16 protein-coding genes are annotated in these 12,657 nt (G+C 37.7%); 3 read left to right on the top strand and 13 right to left on the bottom strand.

Going from position 1 to position 12,657, the window contains the following annotated elements; translation table 11 throughout:
• Positions 1-63 precede the first annotated feature (63 nt).
• Positions 64-1,311: a LamG domain-containing protein gene (locus QP775_RS17435; RefSeq protein ID WP_285107915.1), complete on the top strand. Its 1,248-nt coding sequence runs from the start codon at positions 64-66 to the stop codon at positions 1,309-1,311.
• Between the two features lie 92 nt (positions 1,312-1,403).
• Here QP775_RS17435 and QP775_RS17430 read toward each other — a convergent pair whose 3' ends face one another.
• From QP775_RS17430 to QP775_RS17405, 6 genes are all read right to left on the bottom strand, one after another.
• Positions 1,404-2,567: a hypothetical protein gene (locus QP775_RS17430; RefSeq protein WP_285107913.1), complete on the bottom strand. Its 1,164-nt coding sequence runs from the start codon at positions 2,565-2,567 to the stop codon at positions 1,404-1,406.
• 258 nt (positions 2,568-2,825) lie between these two features.
• A complete protein-coding gene (locus tag QP775_RS17425) occupies positions 2,826-3,722 on the bottom strand; it encodes an FG-GAP repeat domain-containing protein (RefSeq protein ID WP_350338984.1) in 897 nt (298 codons plus the stop codon).
• A 945-nt stretch (positions 3,723-4,667) separates the two neighbouring features.
• A complete protein-coding gene (locus QP775_RS17420; protein WP_285107909.1) occupies positions 4,668-5,048 on the bottom strand; it encodes a hypothetical protein in 381 nt (126 codons plus the stop codon).
• A 39-nt stretch (positions 5,049-5,087) separates the two neighbouring features.
• Complete coding sequence (locus QP775_RS17415) at positions 5,088-5,768, bottom strand: RHS repeat-associated core domain-containing protein (protein ID WP_285107907.1); 681 nt, start codon at positions 5,766-5,768, stop codon at positions 5,088-5,090.
• A 98-nt stretch (positions 5,769-5,866) separates the two neighbouring features.
• On the bottom strand, positions 5,867-6,091 hold the full coding sequence (locus tag QP775_RS17410) for a hypothetical protein (RefSeq protein ID WP_285107905.1): 225 nt from the start codon (positions 6,089-6,091) through the stop codon (positions 5,867-5,869).
• A 157-nt stretch (positions 6,092-6,248) separates the two neighbouring features.
• The gene (locus QP775_RS17405; RefSeq protein ID WP_285107903.1) at positions 6,249-6,449 is read right to left on the bottom strand and encodes a hypothetical protein; all 201 of its coding nucleotides are present in this window, start codon (positions 6,447-6,449) and stop codon (positions 6,249-6,251) included.
• Between the two features lie 104 nt (positions 6,450-6,553).
• Between QP775_RS17405 and QP775_RS17400 the strand changes: the two genes are divergently transcribed.
• Entirely contained in the window at positions 6,554-6,760 is a 207-nt protein-coding gene (locus tag QP775_RS17400; RefSeq protein WP_350338983.1) for a helix-turn-helix domain-containing protein, read from the top strand.
• Between the two features lie 485 nt (positions 6,761-7,245).
• Here QP775_RS17400 and QP775_RS17395 read toward each other — a convergent pair whose 3' ends face one another.
• The 7 genes from QP775_RS17395 to QP775_RS17365 form a co-directional block, all read right to left on the bottom strand.
• Positions 7,246-7,512 carry a hypothetical protein gene (locus tag QP775_RS17395; RefSeq protein WP_285107901.1) on the bottom strand — a complete coding sequence of 89 codons (267 nt, stop codon included), beginning with the start codon at positions 7,510-7,512 and terminating at the stop codon, positions 7,246-7,248.
• Positions 7,513-7,702: 190 nt separating this feature from the next.
• The gene (locus tag QP775_RS17390; RefSeq protein WP_285107899.1) at positions 7,703-8,383 is read right to left on the bottom strand and encodes an RHS repeat-associated core domain-containing protein; all 681 of its coding nucleotides are present in this window, start codon (positions 8,381-8,383) and stop codon (positions 7,703-7,705) included.
• 183 nt (positions 8,384-8,566) lie between these two features.
• The gene (locus QP775_RS17385) at positions 8,567-8,968 is read right to left on the bottom strand and encodes a DUF4279 domain-containing protein (protein WP_285107897.1); all 402 of its coding nucleotides are present in this window, start codon (positions 8,966-8,968) and stop codon (positions 8,567-8,569) included.
• A gap of 12 nt (positions 8,969-8,980) precedes the next feature.
• Positions 8,981-9,187, bottom strand: a complete 207-nt coding sequence (locus QP775_RS25885) for a polymorphic toxin type 33 domain-containing protein (RefSeq protein WP_483312027.1) — start codon at positions 9,185-9,187, stop codon at positions 8,981-8,983.
• A 554-nt stretch (positions 9,188-9,741) separates the two neighbouring features.
• A complete protein-coding gene (locus QP775_RS17375) occupies positions 9,742-10,998 on the bottom strand; it encodes an IS110 family RNA-guided transposase (protein WP_285107893.1) in 1,257 nt (418 codons plus the stop codon).
• Between the two features lie 123 nt (positions 10,999-11,121).
• On the bottom strand, positions 11,122-11,901 hold the full coding sequence (locus QP775_RS17370) for a recombinase family protein (RefSeq protein ID WP_285107891.1): 780 nt from the start codon (positions 11,899-11,901) through the stop codon (positions 11,122-11,124).
• Positions 11,898-12,164, bottom strand: coding sequence for a hypothetical protein (locus QP775_RS17365; protein WP_285107889.1), 267 nt, complete (start codon positions 12,162-12,164; stop codon positions 11,898-11,900). The genes QP775_RS17370 and QP775_RS17365 overlap by 4 nt, the downstream gene beginning before the upstream one ends.
• A gap of 153 nt (positions 12,165-12,317) precedes the next feature.
• Here QP775_RS17365 and QP775_RS17360 point away from each other — a divergent pair, with 153 nt between their 5' ends.
• Positions 12,318-12,524: a helix-turn-helix domain-containing protein gene (locus tag QP775_RS17360; RefSeq protein WP_285107887.1), complete on the top strand. Its 207-nt coding sequence runs from the start codon at positions 12,318-12,320 to the stop codon at positions 12,522-12,524.
• The last annotated feature ends 133 nt before the right edge of the window (positions 12,525-12,657 follow it).

Below are 12,657 nucleotides of genomic sequence, written 5' to 3'. Positions count from 1 at the left end.
ATGCTGATACGTTGTAACAGGTAATATTATCTAACTATTACATGAATTCAGGAGGAATAAATTTTGAAGAGATTTATATCAAGCTTCCAGGGAAAGAGCACAATACTATTTATCCTAGCACTATTTCTAATATGTAATTCCATAGTCTACGCCGGCCCAATTTATCAATACAAATACGATGCCAATGGCAATCTTCTCAAGGTGATCAAAGTGAATGAGGATCGCTCTGGCTATTCTCCTTCACCACAACTATATAAAACTTTTCGTCATGATCTCAAGCTTCCCATCTCGGTGCCCACGGTTAGTCAACAAGAAGGGGCCATGACAACCGTTCAGTTTTGGATGAAATGGAACGGTGTTGATGATGTCATGCCATTTACTTGGAACTCTGGATATAACATCTGGTTGAATAGCGGTGTTTTAGGATTTAATACTTCCAATGGAGATCTATATGGTGTCCCAGTTAGTAATATTGAAAACAAGTGGGTACTAGTTACCGCAGTATTTAGCAATGGAGATGTTAAAAAAAGTAGATTATTTATTAACGGCAATGAGCAAAAACTGCAGTCTTACGGGACACATGCTAAGATATCCGTGTCGCAAGAAGCTCTTGTTGGTGGATGGGAACGGAATGATGCGTATCGTTACGGAGGGAATCTCGCTGGGCTAAAAATTTGGAGTACAGAACTCTCAAAAGGCGATATATTAACTTATATGCAGGAGCTAAACACACCAATTCAGCAAGGCTATCTATTAGGTCAATGGGATATATTTGATGCCCCTAGCGCATCGCATTCCTTTAAAATGAACAGTAGATACATGCTGGACAATCTTCCTGTAAATAAAGAACCAACTGGTAAAACAACCGTACAGTTCTGGATGAAATGGGATGGAACTTCATCTCAAATGCCCTATAGCTGGGATTCCACCTATACTTTGTTTATACAGGGCCACTTATTCGGCTTCAATACTGGCAAAGGCGATGTATATGGAACTACTAGTGAACCTCTGCAGAACAAATGGGTCCATGTAACAGCTATTTTTTCTAATGACAATGTGTACGATAGTGAATTGTACATTAACGGAAAGAAGCAGAGCCTTACAAAGTATGGGGAGGCGGCAGCTCCAAAAGTATCCGATAGTGCCGTAATATCTGGCTGGATCCAAGACAGGAATTACCGGTTCAAGGGTAATTTATATCAGCTCAAAATCTGGGGTAGAGACTTGTCAGAATCAGAAATTAACAACGAAATGTTCACTGCAAATACAACTGCTGAGTACGTAGACTTTGAAATGAACGGAAGAGGATAATCATTGCGTAGTATTTAAGAGAAAAACATTAGATAATATTAAGGCCGATCATGAATGAAGCATTCAAGACGGCCTTTTGCAGTTTTGTACAGTTACTTCACTTCTCTACGCACGATATTACCATTTGCATCATAAATATATGTAATCTCCGATCTATAAGGAAACGAAACCGATTTAAGTCTATTGTTCGAATCATACTGATATTCATTCTTTTTGATGATAACATCGTCGACTGACAATGCCCCACCATTATGTATCCCCCATATTAAGAAATAATTTGCCTCATCTCCCGTCTTAAATTCAATGGTTTTGGTTCCTTTTTTTCCGGTTTTCTCGTTCCACTCTGTCCATCCTTTGTCACTTCTATAATCTGCTCCAACCCCTCGAGCTGTAAAATAAAAGTACCCGTTATTATCTTCAACTGGCTGTGTTATGGATTTATATGAAAATGTGACCGTATAAGTTGTATTTTTTTCAAATTGGACCTTATTCGAATCTGTATACATCATGTCTTTCCATTCAACTGTGGAATCTGCTTTCAGAAATGCAGAATTTTTTCCGCTTATGATTTGGTCTGGGTCAGTAGTTATTGAGCCCGCTCCCGCTAGAAATTTGGTACTGGTATAACTCCCTTGCTCAAATGATTCACTTCTTTTTTGGATGATAATATCGTCCACTGACAATGCTCCTCCATTATGTATCCCCCATATTAAGAAATAATTCGCCTCATCTCCAGTCTTAAATACAATGGTTTTGGTTCCTTTTTTTCCAGCTTTCTCGTTCCACTCTGTCCATCCTTTATCACTTCTATAATCTGCTCCTACTCCTCGAGCTGTAAAATAAAAGTACCCGTTATTGCCTTCAGCTGGCTGTGTTATTGATTTATATGAAAATGTGACTGCATAAGTTGTATTTCGTTCAAAGTGTATCTTGTTTGAATCTGTATACATTAAATCTTTCCATTCCTGTTGTGGATCAGCTTCTAGAAATGCAGAATAGTTACCATTAATGATTTGATTTGGATTATTAGTTATTAACCCTGCCCCTGCACTATAGTTTGTATGCAAATAACTTCCACTCTCAAATGATTCTATACCGTACTTATTATCATACAAGCTATCTGGGCTCTTGGATGTTAAAGAAGTTTTCATTTCTCCATATACAGTCCCTGAAAACATGAAGCACAGAAGAAGAGTTGCGTACAGTGATCTTTTAATTATTGTCATTATAAATCCCCCTACTAAAAATACTTTCATTTCTACGAATTAATAGAAGTATTGTCATAGCAATTGCCTTTGCTACTTATACTCCCAATTATTTCATAGTCCTCTATTTGGGTTTGGTAGTCCCAGGAAGCATATAGTGCAACGCCTTTTTTCAGTTCTCGTTCTCTTTGCTAACTATAATCCTGAGTTCACACGCCACTTTGGCTGCCAGTTTGCCACTCTCTTTCCGTTACTTGTGCAGGAGCTTACACTCGCAATTATAGCAATTTATAACTCCCTTTTCTCTTCTTATGGAATCCCCGTCCATCTGCTATAGGCCTTAAAATGCGATCCTTCCGATAAAGCTAAATACCATGAGCCCTTCATCGGAAAATAAACACCAGCATCCAGCTTTCCATTTACATCGCCAAGCAGCTGTTTAGCTGACATAACACCATGACCATCTACCCATTTTGAATAACTAGTAAAATAGATGCCATTGGATAAGGACGCATTCCAAGTACCGTTTCCTTCAAAATATACAATCGCATCCGACATACTGTCTCCATTGACATCAGCAATAAATTGAGTTTGCGAACCTACACCATGGCCTTCAAGCCACTTTGGGTATCCTCCAAATGAGTTACCCTCTGATCGTGAGATATACCATGAACCATTACCTTCAAAGTACACAATCGCATCGGCCCGCCCGTCTCCATTGACATCAGCGATAAATTGATTGTTAGAACCTACACCGTGACCGTCGCACCAGCGTATCGGCTGCCTAAAAGCATGTCCATCTGAAAGAGCAACATCCCAACTACCTAATGATATATCAAATGCGATCGAGTCCGCTTTATCGTCTCCGTTGACATCAGCAATAAATTGACTATGTGTATCCTTCCCATGCCCCTCCGCCCATTTCCGATAGGCTCCAAATGATACGCCATTCGAAAGCGAAACATACCATGAGCCTTGGTCTGAGAAAAACACTATCGCATCTGACATACCATCACCATTAACATCCTCAAGAAATTGCGTAGATGAGCCTACACCATGCCCCGTAAGCCACTTCGTATAAGATTGAAATCCCAAGCCACTTGAAAGTGATACATACCAACTACCATCATTCGAGTAATACATGACTGAGTCAGCCTTACCGTCCCCGTTTACGTCCTTTAAAAATTGATTATCACTTTCAGCTATTGCTGATTTTATAGAGTTCCTTTGCCATTACTATCATAGCTGTAAACTGTCATATAACCAGAAGATGGAATAATATGTGTCAGTTTATTATTAGCATCATACTTATAGGTTTTTGTATTTCCCTCATTATAATGAGCAGATGACATATCCGGTATCAAGAATATGACAGATAACATAGCTAAAAACAAAATACACCTATTTCATTTATACATGTTGCCTCCCCTTTCTGTAGAAAAATAGGTTTTTCATTCGATCCAGTCCTCCCAATCAAACTATTAGATTCAGTTAATCTGTGCCAGAAGCTTAATTTTTAGGAGAAAATGTTCTATTGGTCAGTGCCCCATTTTGTAGACATTGAAAAAAGACCCTAAGCCGAAAGCTTGAACTGTGACCATCTTACGGGTCACAGTTCACATCCCTAAGGCCTTAGATTGTTGTCTATATTTTCTTGCTTAATTGTGCAGAAGGATTCCAATTTACAGGAGATTTTCTACCTTCTGAGAACCATTTAAACCCATTTGTTATCCAGTTATCTCTCCACTTTCGATAGGAATCCTCATTATTGCAACAACAATCATCATCAAAACCGTATTGAAATCCACAGCAAGGACATATCTCGTCAGATGGTACACCTCTATCGTCATAAGGTGCTTCATACAGTTCTTGATAATTGCACACTACACAAATATTCTTCATAAATCCCCCTTTTAATTACCAGGTTGCCTATTCCAGTAAGCTAGTCCACCAGTCGGTTTATAAAATGTTCTCGTAGACCCATTAGCGTTATATGACCCGAATGTATTAGTTACCGGGTCAAACACTCTAATAGTACCATCTGAATCTGTTTTAACTCGATAATGACTTCTGTTATTATAAAAGCTATTAGCCCTCTGTGCATAATCATTCGCATCTGTCGCCCCCAAGTCCAAGTCAGATATCACTATTTTAATTATAAACTTTATATTCTTTAGCAATTACCCACCCATTAAGACCATATGAAGCTGAAATCACATAATAGTTATACTTTTCATTTTGTAAATATTCAAACAGATCCTCTATTTTTTCATAATACATCGGCCATGCGTAATCCTTCTCTTTCTCCAACAGTTCCTTGTTATGTTTAAAAAATAGGCTTACATCTAATGTACTAATGTCAAGAATAATACTTCCCCGTAGCTGTGTTTCGAACACATGAGCCAGTGCATCATTAAACTCGATTTTGGTGATCACTGAATCTCTTTTACCATCTGTTGTGTTTAATGTAATTCTAGACTTTTGGAAATCAACTTCATAGGATACAATTTTATTGTCGTGTATACTAAGCAATTTTCCTCTTACCTCCAAGCATAAATAATAGATGTTGTATTAGTGACCGCTTCTTTCTGGAGTACCACTACTCCAATTCCAAGTATGTCTATGTAGGAATGCGTGGCTATTATCCCCATTTGAGTGTTCATAATCAATGTCTTCTTTTGCCCGCCCATTTTTGTCATAATATTTTCTTTGTATCAGTTTGCTGTTTTCATCATAAAGATCCACTGAGGAATTAGGTGTACCAGTGGTTTTCAAACTTCTAAACGTTATCGTTTTCTGTACAGTTGTATGATTCACATATGGCTTTTCTTGAGAGCGTAGAGTAGAAGTATTACCCGTTCCCTTAGAATTAGCAATACCTCCAATACTTCCTACAATAGCATATGCTAAAACTTCATTATATTCATCTTGCTTATACTCAGCGTAACTATCTAGTAATTGTCCTTTAGCCCATTCTGCTCTTCCTGATGAATGATTTCCACTATTTGTCTGCGTAAGCAAGGAGTACAGATACTTAAATCTATTATTGTCCGCTTCATTAAATACTGGCGCAAACTCTGTCCCTAAATAACCTCTCCATCTCCACCAACCTTCCGACTTCGTTGATTGAAATTTCATGGCTTCATTTAGGACTAGTTCCAATACCATAACATCATAAGAATTAATTCGAGCATGTCCACTCGGATCGATAAACTTCAACGGGTTATTCTCTACATACGTATACAAATTCAAACTAAGTGGATTACCTTTATCCCCTTCATACGTATCCTAGTTAATAAACCGTTCATATCTATTAAAAGGGACGAGGACTGTATACGACCATCACCCATTTATTCCGAATTACATCTTCCTACCTGCTCATTCAATATAATAGGCTTTACATACATCGTCTTACGTTTCATAAGTGCATATACGACATCTACCAATTTCCGCATCGCACAAATAATAGCCTGCGACTTGGTCTTTCCTGCTGAAAGTTTCTGCTTATAATACGCATAGTAATAAGGATTGCTCATACACATACTTAGTATGCCAACATAAATAGGAAGCCACATGGAGCAAGTATCTCGCATGCGACTCGACTCTGTTACATTAATTAAATTGAATTACCTATTATTGATTGGAATCATCCAAACAGATCAATTTCAGAAAATAGAATGTTGATATCTGCATGCTCTGTTATAAACAATTCTTTTTCCTTCAAAAGATATCTCATCTTTTTTGTTCTTCAGTTGCAGATAAGTTATTTTTAATGGGCTGAGTATAGTCCCAACTTATCAGTTTTATTTTGTATTTATTAAGTAATTCATCAGCTACGACCGATCCACTAATAGTAGTCCCATCATCATCTTTTTCAACATAGTAAGCATTCGGAAAGCTGCTCTCATTCTCCTTAATGTTTAAATCATCCATATAGTATTCTGCACTCACGGGAGTAAAGTATTTTTTTTCGTATTCTTCACTTCTAGCAATATTATTTCTTCACTCCCACTAGCTAACCTTTTCTTCCATTCTCGATATTTTCCCCTGCCTTCATCTATGAAACGCTAAGCTATAGAGAGGACCATGCACGGCGTGAACTAGCCAGACTTACAGAGCTAAGACCTAATACGATTAGCCAATTATGTTCAAATGAAGTTGATAGAGTGCATCTAGGCACTTTTGAAGTTATCTGTACGCCACTCGATATACAACTTCATGATTTAATTATCATGGAAGATTGATCCAACGAAATTACGCTACTGGTACTTTACTCACAACAACAACTAGTATTGCATATGGTACTGCAATTGCATTTTCCCATTGCACCGCCGCAGCGCATTCAAAGTCAAGAGTAGGACGTGTACTCATTTCTTTTTCGATTTCCCTACGGTAATATCCAGTGACTTGTCGTTGCTCAAGTTCACCGTTCATTATCCCATTAATTCTTTCGAGTAATTTGGGTTTAAGCTTCTCAAATGAAACCAGATGAGAGCACAAATAGTACTTGTTAAACGAGGGAGGATACTGAACCAACATGTATATTCGAAAAATATCATAAGGGGTTGATGAGAGTTAGGTTCTTTCGTGACATGCCGCCCAATTCATTCGACACTGGGTGGGGCATCAACCAAAGAAAAAACCACAATACGATAGCAAGCCGCATTGTGGTTAAACAAAATTATTACTATTGGAGGCTAATTTAAAGATTTATTAACAGCCTTATTCATCACTCTAACTGTTTATCGCCATCTGTACCTTCTTTTAATTTATATACCTTTGGGTTAACAAAATAAGATAAAAATACAAATAACAAAATAAAAATTACTGTGATTATGGACAATAGAAACCTAGTAACAACGATACTGTTTACTTCATCCATAATGTATTTTTCTAGTTTATCACCATAGAAAGCATCCAGATAATAACTCAAAAATATACCAGTAATAAAACTAGTGTAAAAATAAACTTTTCTTTTCCAAGGCCATTCATACAACTGTGAACATTTACATTTATGCGCCTTCCATTGACCACTAAAAATTAGCCATTTCAATGGAAGCGGATTATTACATTGAAAGCATCTTAATTTTCGCAATTAGATAATCTATCCTCCTCTCATTTATCATTTTGTAATTTAGATTTAATTGTAGTGACATTTAGTTCTTTTTCTATGAAGTTTTTGATGTTTACTTGAAGTATTGCTTGTGCTCTATTTTACCTGACGGGGCAATATCAATCATAAACATAGAGCGTACACCTCCCTTATTATTGTAAAGCCAGTATACTTCTCTATTAAATGTGCCCGACTCTGTCTTTGGTGTGAATTCAGTTATCCCTGAATGTTCTGTTGCAGCCAGAGTAGTTGCCACCCAGAGACCCGCTTTCACCCCACCCGTAGTGATACCTAAAACAGTGTTTACATAAAATCCTGAAAGGAAGTTTTCAACCTTAGCTTCTGATTCTGACTTTTCAAATGAGTACCTAACCGCTTTAAATGAAGCACCCATCTTCTCATAAAATTCAGCACGCTCGGCATACATATTTCCATTTACTATTTTATTTTCATCATAGTAAAATCTTTGCGTGTCTCCAGTAATACTTATATCGGCATACTTTCTGAATATTGATTTATAAATAACTTGAGTATCTTTTGACACAAGATAATGTGGCATTGTATTACTATAGACTGTTTCATTTTTCGAAATACCATTGACAGATTTAAAGGTCACATTATATCCTATGGTTTCCTTTCCATGAACAATGGTTCCCCCGAAATCACTAACAAAATCAGAAACTCTACCATACTCATGACCTGTTGGATCACTATAGATCAGAGGATTATTTGCCACATACAAATACAAATTCAAACTCAGCGGATTCTTGATGTCCCCTTCATACGTATCCTAGTTAATAAACCGTTCATTTCTATAAAAATGGACGAGGACTCTTGAGAGCCACCGTCCATTTAACGCACTTATCGTTCCACCATTAAAACCAAGCCATATACCGGAATGAGATAACTATACATTTCATATTAATCTCACAGAATATTAGAAAATATAAAGATCAAAATCAAACTCTGCTTTTATTTTGTTTGCAAATGATACCACTTCACGTTCAATGCTTATGGCCGGGGTTTCATTATTCTCAATTCTGATTGAGAAACTAAAAGTAAAATTTAAACTATAGATATTTTGTAAATCCACTAGTTTTTTCTCTCTATTTTCTAGCACCTTTATTAATTTCTGCAATTGGTCATTAATGTCATAAGACTCCTCATAGTCAACAGTTAGAAACCAACAGCATTCTTGACGAATTACGTTTCGTCCCTCAACTTTATCACCATTTTTGTACTGTCCAGTTGGGGGTATTGCTAGCTCACGAGTGATTATATTCGGGTCAAATGCATCTCCTGTAATGATAAACTCCGCTTTTATATTAGTTTTCTCCATATTTAACTCACCTCAATCTGTAAAGTATCCAGTCGAAATACCTTCTCCCTTACCTCCTTTTTTAAAGATCATAATTTCTTTCGTTGCTTTATCTATATACAAATCGTACTGCGATATCTTCGCATTTTTACCTAAAAAGTCATACTTCAAATCATGTGCATCTATTCCCATTTTTTTTATGAATTTGTCGTCTAGCTTTTGAATGCTCTTACCAAACATCTGTAAATCTAATTTAATTAAATAATCGGTGGTTTTATCCACACTTTTTTTACCCATTGTTTTTACCGCTAATTTAGTAAGACCCTTATAGGCTAGTGCAAATGTACCATCAAAAGCATAGAATAAAGGATCATCTAGTAATGGTATTTCCTTAACATTTCCAAATAGCAGTTCGTTATACATATCTTTTGTAAGGTCTGTGTATACTATGCCGTCCTTAAAATAGTTTACCCTATCTACCCTAGATTCATATTTAAGTCTAAGGAAATTCGCTGCATCATGGGAAGACTGCATCATAAGCAAATTCTTTTCTTTCTGTCCGATAGAAAACACAGACTGATACCTGTACAATGCCTCCCTATCTGTCGCAGAAAACTGTTTGTGCCCAGTTGGATCTAAATACCTTAATGGATTATTCGTTACATAAGTATACAAATTCAAACTTAATGGATTCCCTTTATCCCCTTCTTACGTATCCTAGTTAATAAACCGTTCATATCTATTAAAAGGGACGATGACTCCATACGATCACCGCCCACCTATTTCCAATTATATCATCCTGCCTGCTCATTCAATATAATAGGCTTAACATACATCGTCTTATGTTTCATAAGCGCATATACGACATCTACCAACTTTCGCATCACACAAATAATAGCCTGCGTCTTGGTCTTTCCTGCTGAAAGCTTCTGTTTATAATACGCATAGTAATAAGGATTGTTAGGTTCCTTGCTCCCACGTTTCGTTCCAATTTGTCGACAAGCTAGCCGATAGAATAACTCGTGTAGTGTACGGTTACCCTGCTTGCATTTGTAGTACTTTCCCTTGTCACCTGAACCTCTAAAGACAGGGGCTATTCCTGCAAATCGTGCCAGCTTCTGAGCACTCGTGAATCGATGAATATTACCAATCTCCGCAACAAACCCTGCTGCTGTAACGATATCGATGCCATACATCGAGTCTAGCTGATATCCTGTATCCTGCATGATCAGTTTTAGATGCTGTTCAATAGCTTGCATTTCTTCCTTACAGTTACGTATACGACGAATATGACTTTGTATGATAAAGTCCCGTTCTGCTTGGTAATCCCGTGTTGTATCTCCATCTTCTTTAATCATGGACAATATCTTCTCCGCTGTCTTGATCGAACAGGCATAATTGCTCGGCTTTAACAGGAACTCTCTTAGTTCTTGGACAGTTGTCCCCTTTAACAAGTGAGGAGAGGGATATTGCTCAAAGAACGCCAGTGCTGTCTTCCCATCCAGTTCAGCAAAGAACTTCCGATAACTGGGGTAATGATGGCCTAATTGGGCATGAAGCTGATTAATGAGAACGGTTAAGTTCGTTGCCGCTGCTGTTCTTGTTGTTACGAGTTGAGCGATTACCCAATACTGATCCATAGGCTTCGCAGTCGGTAATGATTCGAATTTATCAATCAACACATGACCTACACATTCCGCATCCCATTCATCTGACTTCTGTACAATAGGATTGGCTTTACGAATGCCATTAGGCAGAGCAGGGTTTACTTCCTTAACAGTGTGCTTCTGTTCTACAAGATATACCGCCAAGGCTCTCCCGTAACCACCTGTATCTTCTAATCCATATACAGGAGAAATCCCTTTTCGAATATATTTCTTTGCCTCAGCAACAAGCTTAGGGAACTCGCTTGGCTTATTATCGAACTTAAACGATCCTAATTTTCGCTTAAAACCATTCAAAAACACAGCCGTATGGTGATTCTTATGTAAGTCGATTCCTATAAACACATGCTTGAGTCGTATTTCTTCTTCCAGTGCATAGTTCTCCATCTCATTCCCCCTGATGATTTCGTAATTCTACTCACGAATAAGAAGGTTAACATCCTCATTTCGAGTGGTCAGCGCCACAAAGATACCTTAGTTATATCCTTCTTCTTGTGTGTAGTTATATCATTAGATAATGGCCTGATGCAGGCCTATAGCTTCAATAGCTCCATAACGGTACAGACCTTGATACAGTTCCTTGCGGTCAAGTATCCGTTTGACTTGTACTTTCGTAAAGCACTTCCCTTGTTGTGTGGTATGGCCTTCTTGATTCAGTTGCAATGCTAATTCAGAGAGCGTCCAAGTCGGATTCTGTGCTCGCAAGTCAAAAAGTCTTCTAACTACTCGTGCTTGCTTATCATGTACTTCGATAACCTTATTCCCCTTTTGGGCTTTATAACCAAAGGCTGCTCTTCCTCCTGCATAGCCACCTTGCTGCGCTTTCTTGTTACGACCTCTGCCAAGCTTTAAAGCCACTTCAAGCCGCTGGTATTGGTCAAGCAACTCCATAAGACCATTAATTAAAAAATCGTTGGGGTCTTTCTTATAAATCGAGTATGTAGGCTGTTCGATACTTGTAATGTCAACACCGTACTTTTTAAACTCTCGATGTATCAATACCTTTACAATGTCAGACCGCCATAAACGGCTCGTATTGAGGACGATTACAGCATCTATACTTTGAGTGGATAGTGCTTCTAACATGTTCTGAAAGCCAATTCTGTCCACCTCTAGGGCTTCCTCATCAACCTTTGCTCCACTAATGCCTTCATCCGTGTAAATATGGATCAAGTTCCATTCATGTTCTTGACAGTAGGAACGGATTTCATCTTGCTGAAACGCTAAGCTATAGCCGTCCTTCGCTTGTCCACTCGTTGAGACTCTGACATAACCAATGACATTCTTCATGCTGTCGCCCCTTCAGCACAATGGATTTCACTTGATACCAAAGCTTGTGCAAGTTTAAGGTGACAATACTCAGTACGTAAATCCATCTCAATAAAATGAACGGCTAACGCAATCTTCTCTATCGCGGTGTGGTGATAACGAGTTCCTTCCTGAACAGTAAAATCTAACAATGCGGTTAAATAAGCTGTACAAGTTTCCATCTGGTCGTTAAGTATCGTTTCTTTTAGCTTCAACTGTTCCAGCTTTTCGAATAGATGATTCACGCAACTATTCCCCCTCCGTTACGATAATTGAGATTACTGTAACTCTTAAAAGATTCATAAGCTTATTATATAACCTTTAAGAGTTACGATCAATAATTTTGAGAGAGGTATATGATATAATAGCTCCATAATACCGCCTGTTCAGGAGGAAACATGAAAATTAAGATTCGATTGCAAGAAATATTGGATGAGAAAGGGATGTCTCAACGTGAGTTAGCCCGTCTAATGAACTTACGCCCTAATACAATCAATCATTTATGTTCAGATAAAGTAGATCGTGTCTATATCCGAACACTGGAATCTATATGCGAAGCCTTAAATATAAAAATTCACGAACTTATTGTTGAAGATGAGATTTAATCTATCACATGATATTTAAGCTTCATGTACCGATAGGTCTGTTAAGCCCTTTTTATCTATCAAAATGGCTATGCTGCTTTGTAAAATACCCCCTGTGATAGTACATCGTAAACTCGCATTTTTTTATCACAGG

It is taken from the genome of Paenibacillus sp. UMB4589-SE434 (genome assembly GCF_030226685.1).
Lineage (GTDB): Bacteria > Bacillota > Bacilli > Paenibacillales > Paenibacillaceae > Paenibacillus_B.
This window is presented reverse-complemented; position numbering and strand designations above follow the sequence as displayed.

Bases quoted from the DNA above. Each gene is read 5' to 3' on its own strand.
- QP775_RS17410 (WP_285107905.1), bottom strand. From the start codon at position 6,091: ATGTGGCTTCCTATTTATGTTGGCATACTAAGTATGTGTATGAGCAAT.
- QP775_RS17405 (WP_285107903.1), bottom strand. From the start codon at position 6,449: ATGGATGATTTAAACATTAAGGAGAATGAGAGCAGCTTTCCGAATGCT.
- QP775_RS17370 (WP_285107891.1), bottom strand. From the start codon at position 11,901: ATGAAGAATGTCATTGGTTATGTCAGAGTCTCAACGAGTGGACAAGCG.
- QP775_RS17430 (WP_285107913.1), bottom strand. From the start codon at position 2,567: ATGAAAGTATTTTTAGTAGGGGGATTTATAATGACAATAATTAAAAGA.
- QP775_RS17385 (WP_285107897.1), bottom strand. From the start codon at position 8,968: ATGGAGAAAACTAATATAAAAGCGGAGTTTATCATTACAGGAGATGCA.
- QP775_RS25885 (WP_483312027.1), bottom strand. From the start codon at position 9,187: ATGTTTGGTAAGAGCATTCAAAAGCTAGACGACAAATTCATAAAAAAA.
- QP775_RS17375 (WP_285107893.1), bottom strand. From the start codon at position 10,998: ATGGAGAACTATGCACTGGAAGAAGAAATACGACTCAAGCATGTGTTT.
- QP775_RS17360 (WP_285107887.1), top strand. From the start codon at position 12,318: ATGAAAATTAAGATTCGATTGCAAGAAATATTGGATGAGAAAGGGATG.